Source organism: Streptomyces sp. NPDC001770 (assembly GCF_053596135.1).
Map to the genome: position 1 here is coordinate 187,536 of NZ_JBSFFN010000006.1, position 15,603 is coordinate 203,138.

Genomic DNA, 15,603 nt, shown 5'->3' on the forward strand with positions numbered 1-15,603 from the left:
GGAGTGGTCGGTGCTACCGCGGCGCCTGGGCCGTCGAGCCGCGCACCACCAGCTCGGGCTCGAAGAGCAGTTCGCCCTGGTGCACTTCGCCGCCCTGGATCTGGGCGCACAGCAGCTCGACGACCGCGCGGCCCATCGCCTCGATGGGCTGGCGCACGGTGGTGAGCGGCGGCTCCGTGCAGTTCATGAAGGCGGAGTCGTCGTACCCCACCACCGACACCCCGTCCGGCACGGAGACCCCGCGCCGGCGCGCCGCCCGTACCGCGCCGAGGGCCAGCGGGTCGCTCGCGCAGATGATGCCGGTGGCGCCCCGGTCCAGCAGCCGGGAGGCGGCCGCCTGCCCGCCCTCCAGGGAGAACATGGTCCGCTCGACGAACTCGTCCGTCAGCTCCCGCCCGTTGGCCAGCGCGGCCGTCCGGGCGGCCGCCAGCTTGCGCCGCGAGGGGATGTGGTCGGCCGGGCCCAGTACCAGGCCGATCCTCTCGTGGCCCAGGGAGGCGAGATGGCGCCACGCCTGCTCGACGGCGACCCCGTCGTCGCACGAGATGCAGGGGAAGTCGAGGTTCTCTATGGGGGCGTTGATGAGGACCACCGGGATCTTCCGCTCCGCGAGCCGCCGGTAGTGCGCGTGCTCCGCGTCCGCCTGGGCGAAGAGCCCGCCGGCGAAGACCACCCCGGAGACCTGCTGCTGGAGCAGCAGGTCCACGTAGTCCGCCTCGGAGACACCGCCCTTGGTCTGGGTGCAGAGCACCGGCGTGAGGCCCTGCTGCGCGAGCGCGCCGCCGATGACCTCGGCGAAGGCCGGGAAGATCGGGTTCTGGAGCTCGGGCAGGACCAGGCCGACCAGCCGCGCCCGTTCGCCCCGCAGCTGGCTGGGCCGCTCGTAGCCGAGCACGTCCAGTGCGGTGAGCACCGACTGCCGGGTCGCCTGGGAGACTCCGGGCTTGCCGTTGAGGACCCGGCTGACCGTGGCCTCGCTGACACCCACCTTCTTTGCCACTTGAGCAAGTCTTCGCGTCATGGACGCAAGACTAACGCAAGCTGCGCAAGCAGCTTGCGTCGGTCGTACGGCCGTCGTGCAGGGCCGTCGCGGCGGTGGAACAGCCCCGCCGCGACGGCCCGTATGCCCGGTGAAGGCTCCTTTACGGGTTGACGTTGATCTTGAAGGTCGAGGTGGTGTTCCGGATGTCCACCGCGTTGTTGGAGAGCCTCAGGCCGTTGAAGGTGACCTCACCGACCGCGGGACCCTGCCCCGACTCCGGCAGCTCGTTCGCCCAGAGACCGAAGCCGGACTTCGCGTCGAAGGCGTCCCCGCTCTTGCGGGCACCCGAGATCGAGATGTCCGTGAAGACCGTGTCCTTGATCGGGAACTGCGGCTGCCCGCCCACGTAGTTCGTCTGGAACATCACTCCGCTGTAGGTCGGGTCCACGATGTCCACGTGGCTCACCCTGATGCCCTGGAACACCTTCGAGGCGGAGAACACCCAGATGGCCGGGAAGGTCTGCGACCCCCAGAAGTGGCCACCGGTCCGGACCAGGGAGATGTTCTCCAGGGCCGTGGGCCCGGTGCCGAAGCCGTTCATCGGATAGCCGAAGTCCAGCGAGGAGATGGTGATTCCCGCGTAGACCAGGGTGTCCGCGACCCGGAGGTTGCGGAAGGTGTTGTCGTAACCGCCGTACACGGCGATGCCCGCGGCCCGCCAGGTGAGGAGCGACGTCAGGTTCTCGAAGACGTTGTTCTTCATGTCCGCCCCGCCGGCGTCGATCGCCGAGAAGAGCGCGAAGCTGTCGTCACCGGTGGCCCGGGCCTCGTTGTTGGACACGAGGTTGTCCGTCGAACCGTTGGTCATGTTGATGCCGTCGGCGAAGGTGTCCCGGATGCGGGAGTTCTTGATGGTCATCCGGTCCGTGTTGGCGCCCCAGTACATGCACACCATGTGCTCGACCCAGACGTCGTCGATCACGATGTCGGAGACGCCCGCGAAGTCGAACACCTTCCCCGGACCGTCGATCCGCGAGGTGTAGTTGCCGAAGTAGGCGAAGCCCGAGAACGACGACCCGTTCGCCGTCGCGTCCGCGCGGAACCCGATGTCGGTGTTCTCCTGCCCGGCCGGCCCCTGGAACCTGGTGAACCAGGGCCCCGCGCCGACCACCTTCACGGCCTTCCCGTACACCTGGAACTTGGACGAGGTCTGGTAGTCGCCCGTCGGCAGATAGACGCCGACCAGCTTGCCGGTGGTGTCCATCCGCACCCGGTCCAGGGCGTTCTGGACATCCTGGTGGGTGAACCCGGCCGGCACGGCGTACGCCGCCGGGTCGGGGTTGGCGACGGCCGTCGCCTGCTCCAGGCTGACGAAGTCGATCGCGTACGTGGAGGTGTTCGCGGCGTCCTTCTGCAGCCGGATCTTGGCTCCCGCCGGCACGGTCTCACCGAGCAGGAGGTGCGCCTCGTCGTAGATGTGCCGGGGCCCGCCCGCCGAGGGGGAGTTGCCGGGGCCCGCCTCGGCGCCGTACAGCCAGGCGTACCGGGAGGTCAGCGGGAGCGCCTTCTTCAGGACACCGTTCACGTAGACGTCGATCGTGGAGTCGATGCCGCCGCCGCCCGGGGCGTCCGGGATGGAGAACCGGGTCACCAGCGTGTTGGTGGCCGCGCGGGTGGTGAACTCGACGTACTCGCCGGTCGCGTCCAGGTTCACGGCCTTGCGGCCGGACGCCTCACCGGCGATGTCGCCCACCGTGCGGTTGGGGCCGACCACCTGGGCGCCGCCCCCGGTGGTGGCGTCCTCCGCCTCGTACGTGTCGTACGGCATGTCGGCGCCGCGGCCGACGAACAGCGACTGGGTGGAGACGTTGTTCGTCCGCTTCACCGGCAGCTCGTTGGCGTCGTCGGCGAGCGTCACCTTCACGGTGTACGAGCCGTCGGCCGCCGTCCACGGCCCGAGCTTCACCGAGGCCGCGGTCGCTCCGGCCGCGATGGTCCCGGTGAACGCGCCCGTCAGGGTCTTCACGGTCGCGTTGTTGGAGTCGACCACGGCGAGGGTCACTCCGTGGCTGCCGCTCGCCGAGGCGATCGAACCCTGGTTCTTGATCGCCACGTCGAAGGTCACCGCGTCACCGGCCGAGGGGCTGGACGGCGAGGTGTTCACCGAGGCGACCAGGTCGGAGCTGGAGACCGGCTTCACCACGAGGGGATCGGTGCGGTTGTAGGTGTTGTTCGACTCGTTCTGCTCGATCACCTCGCCCGCCGGGTCGACCACCGCACCGAGCGGGTAACTCCCCGCCTCCCGCGTGCCGATGGAGGCGCTGACCGTGGTCTGCGCGCCCGCCGCCAGGGCGCCCACCGAGGCGGTGGCGACCTTGGATCCGCCCAGGAGCAGGTCCACCTTGGTGGCGGCCGAAGCGACCGCACCGCTGTTGCGGACGGTGGCACCGAGGGTGATGGTGTCCGACTCCACCGGCGCGGTGGGCGAGGCCGTCACGCCGGTGACTTCGAGGTCCGGGTTCGGCGCCGGGACCCCGATCACCTGGAACTCGGCCACCTGCCCCGCCGAGGAACCGGAGTTGGCCGTGAACTTCAGCTGTACGTCGGCGACGCGGCCGGAGACGGGGACGGTGACGCTGTTCCCGCTCGCCGGGTCGAAGGAGTAACTCTTCGCCGCGACCAGGCTGGTGAAGGAGCTCGCGCTCTGCTCCCGCCCGAGCACCTCGATGGTCTGCGTGCGCGACGACCACGCGCTGTCCGGGTTGAGCTTCAGCACCAGCGAGCTCAGGTCGGCGTTGGAACCCAGCTGGACCGTCAGGGTGTTGGGGTAGCTGCCCCCGGCTCCCTCCCAGTAGGTCGTCACGTTGTTGTCGTTGGCGTTCGTCGCCACGTAGGTGTGCACGTACGACGAGGCGCTGATCGGCTTGGACACCGCGAGGTTGGAGCCGGTGGTGCCGGAGCCGTTGCGGGTGACCGAGTTGCTCGCGGAGGACTGGTTGCCCGCCGCGTCCTTCGCCTTGACCACGTAGGTGACGGTGGCCGAGGCGGGCTGCGTGTCGGTGTACGTGGTCACCGAACCGCCGACACTGCCCCGCAGGGTGTTGTTGGCGTAGATGTCGTAGCCGGTGACCGCGGTGTTGTCGGTGGAGGCGTTCCAGACCAGCTTGATCTGACCGCTCGCCGGCTCGGTGAGCGTCAGCCCGGAGGGGGCCGTCGGCGCCGTGGTGTCCCCGCCGCTCGCCTGCCGGGTGACCGTGTTGCTGTTCCCCGACTGGTTCCCGGCCGCGTCCTTGGCCCGTACGTAGTACGAGACCGTCTGGTTCGCGGGACGGCTGTCGGTGAACGTCGTCACCCCGCCCGCGACGCTGGTCAGCAGGGTGTTGTTGGCGTAGATGTCGTAGCCGGTGACCGCGGTGTTGTCGGTGGAGGCGTTCCAGGCCAGCCTGATCTGACCGCTCGCGGGCTCGGTGAGGGCGAGACCGGTCGGCGCGGACGGCGCCTGCGTGTCACCGGTCTCGGGGCCGTAGACCTCGAACTCGGACACCTGCCCCGCGGGTTGCACGCTGTTCGCGGTGAACAGGGCACGGACGTAACGGGTGGTGGTCGCGTCGAAGGAGATCGTGACCGTCTGACCCCCCGCGCTGTCGAAGGTGTACGCCTGCGAGGCGGTCAGGTCGGTGAAGGCCGAACCGTTGGTGCTGCCCTGGATCTTCAGCGTCTGGCTGCGCGGCCCCCAGCTGTCCGGCAGCTTCAGGACCACCCGGTCGACCCGTACGGCGGAGGCGAGATCGGCCTGGATCCACTGCGGGAAGGCGTTGTTGGAGCTCTCCCAGTACGTCGACTTGTTGCCGTCGTTGGCGTTGGACGCCGGGTAGACGTCCGTGTGGCTGCTCTCGGTCAGGGTGCGCCCGCTCGCCAGGTTCACCGAGGACGCGGCGGCCACCTTCACCTCCAGCTCGGAGAGCTGGGCGGCGTCGGCCACGGAGTTGTCCGTGACGGCGATCCGTACGTAACGTGCCTTGGTGGCCGGGTAGTTCACGGTGACCGCGTTGGCCTGTCCCGGGCTGAAGGTGTACGTCGCCGAACTCTTCAGCGTGGTGAAGGCGGTGCCGTCGGTGCTGCCCTGGACGGCGAGGGTCTGCGTGCGGCTCGCCCACCCGGCCGGGAGTTTCAGCACGACACCGTCGGTCCGGACGGTGGACCCCAGGTCGGTCTGCACCCACTGGGGCTGGTTGGTTTTCGCGCTCTGCCAGTAGCTGCCCTGGTCGCCGTCGGTGATGCCGGCGGCGGTGTTCCCGGCCCGTGCGCTGCTCGCCCTGGCCGGCAGGCCCGAGGCCGCGTTCGGCCCCGCTGCCGCCGCGGCGGTCAGTGCGGGCCATCCGACGGTCAGCAGGCTGGTGACGACCACTGCGGACAGACCGCGCGCTCTCCAGCGTTTCGCTCTCATGGATCCCCGATCCCTCGGCCTCGCCCCTGACGGCGGCGAGGCGCGGCTCAGTCGATGTGCAGGGAGGATTAGATTTATGCGTCATGCACTACATCTTTTGCGAGGAGCGGTCAGAGGGTTGCAGATATCTGGAGGTCCGTCTACCGGTCTCGTAGGTACCAATTGCTGCACGGGGAAGACGAGATGGGTCGGCACCGCGTCCGAGCAGGGGCTTTCGTGAGAGCAGTCGGGAAATGCAAGTTCGCCGCAAGGGATGGAAGTCAGTTGCGTTTTTGCGCAAGGCAGCGCGGGCTGCGGACGTGCCGATGCCCCGGACCACCGCGCGCGGGAGCGCGGCGGTCCGGGGCATCGGTCAGGGCGGGTACGGAGGGGGAGCGGGCGCCCCCCGGCGTCACCAGTCGTGGACGGTGCCGTCCTGGAGGCGGTTGACCGGCAGGTAGGCGGGCTCGTACGGGTGGGCGGCGGCCATTTCCTCGTCGAGCTCCACGCCGATGCCGGGGGCCTCGCCCGGGTGCAGGTGCCCGTCGGTGAACGTGTAGGCGTGCCGGAACACCTCCTCGGTGAGCGCGGAGTGCCCGGAGTACTCCTGGATGCCGAAGTTGTGGACGGCGAGGTCCAGATGGACCGCCGCGGCCAGGCCCACCGGGGAGATGTCCTCGGGCCCGTGCGTCGCCGCCTTGACCTGGTACTGCGCGGCGAAGTCGAAGAGCTTCCGCAGCGGGGTGACCCCGCCGAAGTGGGTGACCGCCGACCGCGCGTAGTCGATCAGCCGCTCGGTGATCAGCGCCTGGTAGTCGTGGACGGTGTTGAAGACCTCGCCCACCGCCAGCGGCGTGGTCGTGTGGTGGCGGATCAGGCGGAACGCGTCCTGGTTCTCCGCGGGCGTGCAGTCCTCCAGCCAGAACGGGCGGTACGGCTCCAGGTCCTTGCCGAGCCGCGCCGCCTGGATCGGGGTGAGGCGGTGATGGGCGTCGTGGAGCAACGGCAGTTCGGCGCCGAACTCCGCCCGTACCGCCTCGAAGACCGCCGGGACGTGCCGCAGGTAGGCGTCGGTGTCCCAGTCCTCGACCAGCGGCCTGGCCTGCTGGTGGAGCACGGCGGCGCCGCTCTCGTCCGTGGTGTGCACCCCGTACACCGCCTTGAGCCCCGGCACGCCGGTCTGGATGCGGACCGCCCGGTACCCCTGGGCGAGGCGGGCCCGGACGGAGTCGAGCAGCTCGGGGATGCCGGCGCCGTTGGCGTGGCCGTAGGTGCGGACGCGGTCACGGCTCGCGCCGCCGAGGAGCTGGTAGAGCGGGAGCCCGGCGGCCTTGGCCTTGATGTCCCAGAGCGCCACGTCCACGGCGGCTATCGCGGCCATGGTGACCGGCCCGCGCCGCCAGTAGGCGCCCCGGTACAGGTACTGCCAGGTGTCCTCGATGCGGTGCGGGTCGAGCCCGACGAGCAACGGCAGCACGTGGTCCTGGAGGTAGCCGACGACGGCGAGCTCCCTGCCGTTGAGCGTGGCGTCGCCGAGCCCGGTGAGCCCCTCGTCGGTCGTCAGCTTCAGCGTGACGAAGTTGCGTCCGGGACTGGTGACGATCAACTTCGCGTCGACGATCTTCATGCGCGTGCTCTTTCCGGTACTGGGCAGGGCTGTGCGATACCGGGCGGGGCCGTCGGTGACGACCCGCCCTGCCCGGTATTCCATCAGTCCCGTCGCCGGCGCTCCGCCCGGGCCTCCCTCCCGCACGCGTGCGTGGTGGCCGGGCCCGTCACGGCCCGGCCACCACGCCGTGGTTCACCCCGTGTACTGCGCGAACACGCGGGTGTAGTCCCACGCCTGCTGGCTGACGTCCGAGCAGGTGTCCGCGCCGCCGCCGGTGCACGGCCGGTCACGGTTGACCGACCAGAAGGTCAGCCGTGCCAGGTGGTGCTGCTGGGCGTACGCGAGGATGGTGCGGAAGTCGTCCACCGTCACGGTCTCGTTGTCGTCGGTGAGGCCGTTCATGGACGAGATGCCGATCGACCGGTACGTCTGGTCGTCGGTGTACCCGTAGGCGCTCTTCACCGCGTTCTTCAGGCCCTCGGCGGCCTGCTTGGTGAGGTTGCCCATGTTCTGGCCGGCGCCGCCGAAGTCGAACGGCATGATCGTCCAGCTGTCGACGGTCAGCCCCGAGGAGGCGGCCCGGTTGATCAGCGAACTGTCCGGACCGCTCTGGCCGGTGCCGAAGGTGACGTACACCTTGATGCCCGGGTTGTTGGCCTTGACGGTCTTCAGCGCGTCCACCGTGCGCTGCTGCACGGTGGCGCTGCTGTAGGCGTCCGCCTCGATGTCGATGTCGATCGCCTTGAGGCCGTACGCGTTGATGACCTTCTGGTAAGCGGCGGCCAGCTCACCGGCGCTGGAGCAGGAGCTCTCCAGCTTGTTGCCGCTCCAGCCGCCGAACGACGGGATGACGTCGCCGCCCGCCGCGCGCACGGTGTTGACCGTCTGCTGGTCGACGCCGCCGGTCAGGGCCCGCGAACCGTCCCACTGCGGGTTGCAGTAGCCGTTGCTCAGGACGAACGCCAGGGTGAACCACTTCACCCCGGTCGCGTTCATCACGGTCGTCGGACTCGGCGGACTGCCCCACCCGTTGTAGAGGTACGGGGCCACGGCCATGGTCCCGCCGGGTGCGGGCGTGCCGCCGCCCGAGGGGGCCGTCCACTTCTGGTTGGCGGTTCCGGAGCAGGTCCAGAGCTGGAGCCGGGTGCTGTTCGCCGAGGAGTTGCCCGTGGCGTCCACGCACTTGTTCGCCTGCGGGTTCACGATGTCGCGTGCCGCGGAGACGGACCACTTCTGGTTGGCGCTGCCCGCGCAGTCCCAGAGCTGGAGCTGGGAACCGTCGGCGGTGCCGTTGTCCTTGACGTCGAGACACTTGCCCAGCGCGCGGATGGTGCCGTCGCTGTTGACGCTCCACTGCTGGGCGGCGGAGCCGTTGCAGTCGTACAGCTGGACAGCGGTGCCGTTGGCCGCCGAGGCGCCGGCGACGTCGACGCACTTGCCGCCGATGCCGGTGATGGCACCGGTCGCGGTCACCGCCGCCTGCGCGGTGGCCGGCAGCGAGACGAGGGACGCCCCGGCCGCGAGGAGGAGCGCCGAGGGCAGCGCCAGGGACCGGCCCCAGCGGCGGCGGGTACCTGCGAGCGCGCTCACGCGGCGTTCACCGTCCACTTCTGGTTGGCCGTGCCGGAGCAGGTCCAGAGCTGGAGCCGGGTGCCGTTCGCCGAGGAGTTGCCCGTGGCGTCCATGCACTTGTTCGACTGGATGCCGACGATGTCCTTGGCCGCGGGGGTCGCCCATTTCTGCGCGGCGCTCCCGTTGCAGTCCCAGAGCTGGAGCAGGGTGCCGTCGGCGGTGCCGGCGTCCTTGGCGTCTAGGCACTTGCCGAGGGCGCGGATACTGCCGTCGGAGTTGACGGACCACTTCTGGGCGGCGGAACCGTTGCAGTCGTACAGCTGCACGGCGGTGCCGTTCGCGGTGGCGGCGCTCGCCACGTCGACGCACTTGCCGCCGATGCCCGTGATCGAACCACCGGTGGCCGGGGGAGGAGTCGTGCCGCCGTCACTGGTGGTGACGTGCACGTAGTCGACGACGAGCTGGCCGGGGAAGGGCGTCGATCCGTCGGGGTCGCCGGGCCAGTAGCCGCCGACCGCGAGGTTCAGGATGATGAAGAAGGGCTTGTTGAACACCCAGCTGTTGCCGCCCACGTCGGCGGGGGTGCGCGTCTGGTAGACGTTCCCGTCGACCGACCAGGTGATGGAGTTCGGGGCCCAGTCGACCGCGAAGGTGTGGAACGCGTCGGCGAAGGCCTGGCCGTTCGGCAATGTGTAGCCCGCGCCGATGCCCGCGGAGCCGGAGTACCCGGGGCCGTGGATGGTGCCGTGGACCGCGCCCGGCTCGTAGCCGACATTCTCCATGATGTCGATCTCACCGCTGTTGGGCCAGCCGACGCTGCCCAGGTCCGCGCCGAGCATCCAGAACGCCGGCCACATGCCCTGGCCGCGCGGGATCTTCATCCGGGTCTCGACGTGCCCGTACGTCGAGGTGAACTTGCCGGAGGTGTTCAGCCGTGCCGAGGTGTACTGGCACGTGCCGTACCAGCACTGGTAGTTGGCGGGGTTCTCCTTGCGGGCGGTGATGACCAGGTTGCCCTGGCCGTCCAGCTTGGCGTTGTTCGCGCCCGACGTGTAGTACTGCCGCTCGTGGTTGCTGACGTTGTCGCCGGTCTCCGTCTGCCACTTGCTCGCGTCGGGCGCCGATCCGGCCGCGCCGTTGAAGTCGTCGGAGAAGGTCGTGGTCGCGGCGGCCGCGGCGGCGGCGCTCTGGCCGGTCACGGGTGCCGCGCCCGCGGGAACGGCGGTGAGCAGGCCGGAACAGCAGAGGAGGGACGCGACACAGAGCGCCAGTCGGCGCTTTCTGGGGGTTCGCACCATCATCACTTCACTTCGTGTGGGGGTTGCCCGGTCGGGGATCTTTCGGGCAGGGGCTTTTCGTCACGGCTCATATGGTCATGGGCATGACAGGTTGCAGCACGAACCGGCACCCGAGGGGGCGATGCCGGTTGTTAATTCACTACTTGATTTAAGTGAGGGGAGGAGAGGGCGTCAAGGTGCTGGTACAGACCTTCTGTTGGCCGTGGGGGAGGGGTGCGCGGGCCGCTCGTTTCATGTCTTGAACGAGCGGGCGCCCCGTCGTCGACCGCGTCGACCGCGCCGGCCCGTCACTCGGCGTGCCGGGCGGGGGCGGTGACCGTGCGTCGGTCCGCGAGGGGGCCGGGTTCGAGTGGCGCACCGGAATTCGGTCGTGAGTGCGGGCCGTCATACCAGAGCGGGACGGATGGCGGGCAAGTTCGGCAACTGGCGCTCACGCCCGCCGCGTCGGCGACTACCGTGTGTGCTCAGTGATCAACGATGGGCTCATGTTCTTCGAGCCCACCCGGTTGATCCGGAGCCTTGACGACCCCCTTTGGTGCCACCGCATGAACGATTCCGGGTGCCCCACGTACCGAGGACGCTGATGTCTCAACTTCGCGCACCAGAAGCGCGACCGGATCGCCGGGAGAGCGGGCGGCACGGCCGCCCGGCTGGCCGTTCCCCATCCACCGCCGCGAAGCCGCGTGCCGCGCAGCCGACCCCGGAGCTGCGGATGCGCGGCCAGATGACGCGTGCGGCGCTGCTGCCGACCGTGGCCGCCCTGCTGAGCGGTGCCGCCGCGGTCATCTTCACCGTGCGGGCTTCCGGGCTACGCCCCTCCGGCAGCCTGCTGGCCGCGCTCGGCGGCTCGGGCGCGCTCGCCGTGACGGCCGTCGCGGCGGCGTGCATCGGCGCCCACCGGGTCTCGGCCGGACTGCTCGACCGGGCCCAGGCGCTCCGCCGGACCAACGCACGCGGCCAGGCCGACCTCCAGCGGGCGCTGGAGCAGCTCCGCGCCGGCGAAGTGCTTCCCGCCCGCCGGCCCCCGCAGCCCACCGCCCCGGGTGCGGACGCCTTCGACCTGCTCGGACAGGAGATCACGCGCTCCCAGGAAGCCGCCGTGGCCGCCGTGGCGCAGGCCTCCCAGCTCTTCAGCAACGCGGGCAACGAACAGAAGGTGGAGGTCTTCGTCAACCTCGCGCGCCGTCTGCAATCCCTGGTGCACCGCGAGATTCAGATTCTCGACGAACTCGAACACGAGGTGGAGGACCCCGACCTCCTCAAGGGCCTCTTCCACGTCGACCACCTGGCGACCCGCATCCGCCGCCACGCCGAGAACCTCGCCGTGCTCGGCGGGGCGGTCTCCCGTCGGCAGTGGTCCAACCCGGTCACCCTCACCGAGGTGCTGCGCTCCGCCATCGCGGAGGTGGAGCAGTACCCGCGGGTCAAACTCGTCCCGCCGATCGAGGGCACCCTGCGCGGGCACGCCGTCGCCGACGTGATCCACCTGGTGGCCGAACTCGTGGAGAACGCCACCGTGTTCTCCGCCCCGCACACCCAGGTCCTGCTGCGGGTCCAGTCCGTCACGGCGGGCTTCGCGCTGGAGGTGGAGGACCGGGGGCTCGGCATGCCGGGCCAGGAGCAGAGCCGCATGAACGCCCTGCTCGCCGACCCCGACCAGGTCAACGTCGCCCACCTGCTCCAGGACGGCCGCATCGGGCTGTTCGTCGTCTCCGCACTCGCCCGCCGGCACGGCATCGCGGTACGGCTGGAGAGCAACATCTACGGCGGTACGCAGGCGGTCCTGGTCCTCCCGCAGGTGCTGCTCGGCACCGAGAGCGGCACCACCCCGCCGGAAGGCGTCCCGGTGCCCCCGCCCGGCGCCGTGCACCGGCCCCCGGCCCAGGACTCCGTACCCCAGGCCCATCCGGCACCGGGGTACACCGGGCCCCGGCCCGCACCCGTCCTCCCCGGCGGCCCGGACCGCACCCGGCAGCCCGGCCAGGACCAGCTTCCGCCCGCCCAGGACCGGCTCCGGCCCGTACCGGGACGAGTCGGCCCCCTCGGCGCGGCACCCGGAGCGCCCGGCGCATCCGGTCAAGGGCAGGGGGCACCCGGCGTACCCGGTGCGGGACCGGGAACCCCGGGAGCCCCGCAGCCCCCGCGCCAGATCCGCCGCGAGGCCCAGGGCCCGCCGCTGCCGCAGCGCACCTCGGAGCGGTCGGCGGCCACCGGCCCCCACCCCGCACCCTCGGGATACCCCGCGCCCGCCGCGTACCCCGAACCGGAACCCGCGGCCCCGGCACGCCCCGAACTGCCCCGGCGCACCAACCAGGAGAACCTGGTGCCGCAGCTCCGCCAGGCCCCGGTGCGCCGCGTTCCGGACGAGCACGCGGTGCACGACCCCGGTCTCGTCGCCGCGTTCCGGCGCGGGATCGACCTGGCGGAGGCCCGGTCGGCGCAGGACTCGGAAGCCCCGGCCGCGGGTGGCGACGGCCCGCCGTCCGCCACCGGTCCCGGTCCGTCCCCCCGGGGATCCGGCCAGGGACTCCCGCAGGGAACGGGGTCCGTCGCGCCCGGGTTCGCCCCGTACGCCCCTCCGGCCGCGCAGCCGGCACGGCGGGTCACCCCGTTGCCCGTCCGCGCGCCGGCCGCACCGTCAGACAAGGGAATCGCGGGCCGGCCCGGCCCCCGTCACGAGAACCCCGACCCCCGTCACGAGAACACGTACAAGGAGTAGATGCACCATGCCGAGCGAAATGACGTCCGGTCAGGTCGCCGACCTGGACTGGCTGCTGAGCGGACTCGTCCAGCGCGTTCCGTACACCCGCAGCGCCGTCCTGCTGTCCGCGGACGGACTGGTGAAGTCGGTCCACGGCATGGACTCCGACAGCGCGGACCACATGGCCGCCCTGGCGGCGGGGCTCTACTCCCTGGGCCGCAGCGCCGGGGCCAGGTTCGGGGACAACGGCGACGTGCGCCAGGTCGTGGTCGAACTCGACTCCACCCTGCTCTTCGTCTCCACCGCCGGTTCCGGCACCTGCCTCGCGGTCCTCGCGGGCCGCGAGGCGGACGCGGCGGTCCTCGGGTACGAGATGACCATGCTGGTCAAGAGCGTGCGACCGTATCTGGCCACCCCGGCGCGGCACATGGCGGGAACACCGTTCACCCCGGGGCTGTGAGGATGCGGGCTCAGGAAGGGCCGCTGCTCGACGCCGAGGCCGGCCGGCTCGTTCGTCCGTACACCGTCAGCAGCGGCCGGACCCGGCCGACGACCGAGCTCGACCTGCTCTCGCTGATCATGGCGACCGGCAGGCAACCGCAGGCCCACCTGGGCCACGAACACACCGTGACGCTCGGGCTGTGCGAGGGCCCCACGTCCGTCGCCGAGGTGGCCGCGCATCTGCGGCTGCCCGCGACGGTCGCCAAGGTCCTCGTCTCCGACCTGGTCGACTGCGGGGCCGTCACCGCGCACGCCCCCGCCTTCCAGGACATGCCCACCGACCGAACCCTGCTGGAGGCAGTGCTCGATGGTCTACGACGACAACTCTGACAGCACCGCCCGCCCCGCGCCCTTCCCCGTGGCCCTCAAGGTCCTGGTCGCGGGCGGGTTCGGGGTCGGCAAGACGACGTTCGTGGGCGCCGTCAGCGAGATCGCCCCGCTGAGCACGGAGGAGCTGCTGACCCAGGTCGGCGTGGGTACGGACAACCTCGACGGGATCGAGTCCAAGCGGGCCACCACGGTGGCCATGGACTTCGGCCGGCTCACCCTCTCCGACGAACACGTCCTCTACCTCTTCGGCACCCCCGGCCAGGAACGTTTCTGGTTCATGTGGGACGAGCTGTCGCAGGGCGCCCTCGGCGCGGTGGTGCTGGCCGACACCCGGCGCCTCGAAGAGTGCTTCGCCGCCGTCGACTTCTTCGAACGGCGCGGCATCGGCTTCATCGTCGCCGTCAACGAGTTCGACGGCGCCTACCGGTACGGCCCCGACGAGGTGCGGGCCGCGCTGGACCTCCCGCCGGGCGTCCCGGTCGTCCTGTGCGACGCGCGGATCGCCAGCTCCGGCACGGGCGCGCTGGTGACCCTCCTCCAGCACCTCATCAATGCCACCCCGGCCCCGGCCCCGCTCCAGACGTACGGAGCACACCCGTGACCGGCAGGCCGCTGCTCACCCCGGCCGACCGCGACGGCACCACCCGGGCCGCCCGGTTGCGCCGGCTCGGCCTGGGGGAGCGGCCGGACACGACGTTCGACAACTTCGACGACTTCGCGGACCGGGTCGCCGCCGTGACCGCCACCCCTTTTTCCATGGTCAACTTCATCGACGAGAACCGTCAGTTCTTCGCCGGCCTGCACACACCCGCCGGCAACCAGGGCGGCGGCGACCTCGGAGCCGCCGCTGCGCACAACAACCGGAGCGACCGCTACCTCGCCCGTGACCACGGCTACTGCCCGCACGTGCTGGTCCGTCGCAAGGCCCTGGTGCTGGACGACGTCTGCGACTACCCGCGCTTCGCCGGGAACCCGGTCGTGGACGGCATAGGGATTCGCTCCTACCTCGGAGCCCCGCTCATCGACGGTACGGGCGTCGCCCTCGGCACCGTCTGCGCCGTCGACACCGTCCCCCGGCCGTGGGGGCGCGCGGGGCTCGTCACCATCAAGGCGCTCGCCCAGGAGCTGATGGGCCACATCGACCGCCGGGAGCTGCCCCGCCGCTGAGACCGTCCCGCCACCCGTCCCGCCAGGTCCGTCAGGCGGTCAGGAACCGGGTGATGCTGCGCCGGAGCCCCGCGGAGTCGAGCCCGTGCGCCGCGACGTGCTCGTCCATCTGCCCGTAGCGGCGGAGATCGGCGCGGCCCACGCCCAGGCCCAGCACCCGGTGCGGCAGGTCGAGCAGGGCTTCGCCGGCCACCGCCGCTGAGGTTCCGGCGAGGTACGGCTCCACGAGCACCACGTCGGTGGTACCCGCGCCCGCAGCCCTGCGCAGCACGGCTGAGTCGAAGGGCCGCACGGTGGCCGCGTACAGCACCGTCGTGTCCAGCCCTTCCGTCGCCGCCAGCACGTCGTCCAGTGTCGGACCCACCGCGACGACGACGCCCCGGGAGCCCTCGCGCACGGTGAGGAAGGCATCGTCCTCCACCGGCATGGCCCGGCGGTTCGACTGCAGCGACAGCCGCAGGTAGACCCTGTCGTCCCCGGCGGCGGCCCGCCGCAGCAAGGCCTCCGCCTCGTCCGGGTGGCCCGGGACGTGCACGCTCCAGCCGTCGAGCGTGTCCATCAGCGCCACGTCGCCGGGCGACATGTGGGTGAAGCCGGCTGCGGGGAAGTCGTAGGACGCCCCGGAGCTCACCAGCACCCCGGCCACGCCCTGGTGCCCGAAGTCGAGCTTCACCTGCTCGAAGGGGCGCTCGACCAGGAAGCTCGCGAAAGTGTGGACGATCGGCCGCATCCCGGTCAGGGCCATCCCGGCGCCCGCGCCGATCAGCAGCTGCTCGCGGATGCCGACGTTGACCACCCGGTCGGGATGGCTCCGCGAGGCCTTCTCGAAGCCGTCGCGGCTGATCTCCGCCAGTACGAGGGCGAGGCGCGGATCCTGGTCCAGGAGTTCGGTGGTGGTGGCGATGAAGCGTTCACGCATGGTGTCCACGGGGGAAGGGTCCTTCCGTTGCTGCTGACGTTGCTGCTGACGTTGCTGCTTGGGCGGGGTGCGGGTGCGGGGGCGTGGGTGCGGGGGCG

At 71.0% G+C, this 15,603-nt stretch carries 11 protein-coding genes; 5 read left to right on the forward strand and 6 right to left on the reverse strand.

Going from position 1 to position 15,603, the window contains the following annotated elements; translation table 11 throughout:
- Positions 1–13: 13 nt before the first annotated feature.
- The 5 genes from ACWCSV_RS08590 to ACWCSV_RS08610 all read right to left on the reverse strand — a co-directional run bounded on the left by ACWCSV_RS08590 (position 14) and on the right by ACWCSV_RS08610 (position 9,821).
- Positions 14–1,021: a LacI family DNA-binding transcriptional regulator gene (locus ACWCSV_RS08590; RefSeq protein ID WP_451139859.1), complete on the reverse strand. Its 1,008-nt coding sequence runs from the start codon at positions 1,019–1,021 to the stop codon at positions 14–16.
- Between the two features lie 121 nt (positions 1,022–1,142).
- Positions 1,143–5,429, reverse strand: coding sequence for a discoidin domain-containing protein (locus ACWCSV_RS08595; protein ID WP_451139861.1), 4,287 nt, complete (start codon positions 5,427–5,429; stop codon positions 1,143–1,145).
- A 391-nt stretch (positions 5,430–5,820) separates the two neighbouring features.
- A complete protein-coding gene (manD, locus tag ACWCSV_RS08600) occupies positions 5,821–7,035 on the reverse strand; it encodes a D-mannonate dehydratase ManD (protein WP_451139863.1) in 1,215 nt (404 codons plus the stop codon).
- A 174-nt stretch (positions 7,036–7,209) separates the two neighbouring features.
- The gene (locus ACWCSV_RS08605) at positions 7,210–8,565 is read right to left on the reverse strand and encodes a ricin-type beta-trefoil lectin domain protein (RefSeq protein WP_451139897.1); all 1,356 of its coding nucleotides are present in this window, start codon (positions 8,563–8,565) and stop codon (positions 7,210–7,212) included.
- 38 nt (positions 8,566–8,603) lie between these two features.
- Entirely contained in the window at positions 8,604–9,821 is a 1,218-nt protein-coding gene (locus tag ACWCSV_RS08610; RefSeq protein WP_451139899.1) for a family 16 glycosylhydrolase, read from the reverse strand.
- A gap of 649 nt (positions 9,822–10,470) precedes the next feature.
- Between ACWCSV_RS08610 and ACWCSV_RS08615 the strand changes: the two genes are divergently transcribed.
- Genes ACWCSV_RS08615 through ACWCSV_RS08635 form a run of 5 tightly spaced genes read left to right on the forward strand, consistent with a single transcriptional unit; the run spans position 10,471 to position 14,586 of the window.
- On the forward strand, positions 10,471–12,606 hold the full coding sequence (locus ACWCSV_RS08615) for an ATP-binding protein (RefSeq protein ID WP_451139865.1): 2,136 nt from the start codon (positions 10,471–10,473) through the stop codon (positions 12,604–12,606).
- Positions 12,607–12,613: 7 nt separating this feature from the next.
- Complete coding sequence (locus tag ACWCSV_RS08620) at positions 12,614–13,048, forward strand: roadblock/LC7 domain-containing protein (RefSeq protein WP_266712128.1); 435 nt, start codon at positions 12,614–12,616, stop codon at positions 13,046–13,048.
- A gap of 2 nt (positions 13,049–13,050) precedes the next feature.
- Entirely contained in the window at positions 13,051–13,419 is a 369-nt protein-coding gene (locus ACWCSV_RS08625; RefSeq protein WP_450775236.1) for a DUF742 domain-containing protein, read from the forward strand.
- Positions 13,397–14,020, forward strand: a complete 624-nt coding sequence (locus ACWCSV_RS08630) for a GTP-binding protein (RefSeq protein WP_451139867.1) — start codon at positions 13,397–13,399, stop codon at positions 14,018–14,020. Before ACWCSV_RS08625 ends, ACWCSV_RS08630 begins: the two co-directional genes overlap by 23 nt.
- Complete coding sequence (locus ACWCSV_RS08635; RefSeq protein ID WP_451139869.1) at positions 14,017–14,586, forward strand: GAF domain-containing protein; 570 nt, start codon at positions 14,017–14,019, stop codon at positions 14,584–14,586. The genes ACWCSV_RS08630 and ACWCSV_RS08635 overlap by 4 nt, the downstream gene beginning before the upstream one ends.
- A gap of 31 nt (positions 14,587–14,617) precedes the next feature.
- On the opposite strand, the gene ACWCSV_RS08640 is transcribed toward ACWCSV_RS08635, so the two are convergent.
- Positions 14,618–15,514, reverse strand: coding sequence for a transketolase family protein (locus ACWCSV_RS08640; protein ID WP_451139871.1), 897 nt, complete (start codon positions 15,512–15,514; stop codon positions 14,618–14,620).
- Between the last annotated feature and the right edge of the window lie 89 nt (positions 15,515–15,603).

What these genes read in the sequence shown, in the direction of transcription:
- ACWCSV_RS08615 (WP_451139865.1), top strand. Translation starts at nt 10,471, where the DNA reads ATGTCTCAACTTCGCGCACCAGAAGCGCGACCGGATCGCCGGGAGAGC.
- manD (WP_451139863.1), bottom strand. Translation starts at nt 7,035, where the DNA reads ATGAAGATCGTCGACGCGAAGTTGATCGTCACCAGTCCCGGACGCAAC.
- ACWCSV_RS08630 (WP_451139867.1), top strand. Translation starts at nt 13,397, where the DNA reads ATGGTCTACGACGACAACTCTGACAGCACCGCCCGCCCCGCGCCCTTC.
- ACWCSV_RS08620 (WP_266712128.1), top strand. Translation starts at nt 12,614, where the DNA reads ATGCCGAGCGAAATGACGTCCGGTCAGGTCGCCGACCTGGACTGGCTG.
- ACWCSV_RS08625 (WP_450775236.1), top strand. Translation starts at nt 13,051, where the DNA reads ATGCGGGCTCAGGAAGGGCCGCTGCTCGACGCCGAGGCCGGCCGGCTC.
- ACWCSV_RS08595 (WP_451139861.1), bottom strand. Translation starts at nt 5,429, where the DNA reads ATGAGAGCGAAACGCTGGAGAGCGCGCGGTCTGTCCGCAGTGGTCGTC.
- ACWCSV_RS08590 (WP_451139859.1), bottom strand. Translation starts at nt 1,021, where the DNA reads ATGACGCGAAGACTTGCTCAAGTGGCAAAGAAGGTGGGTGTCAGCGAG.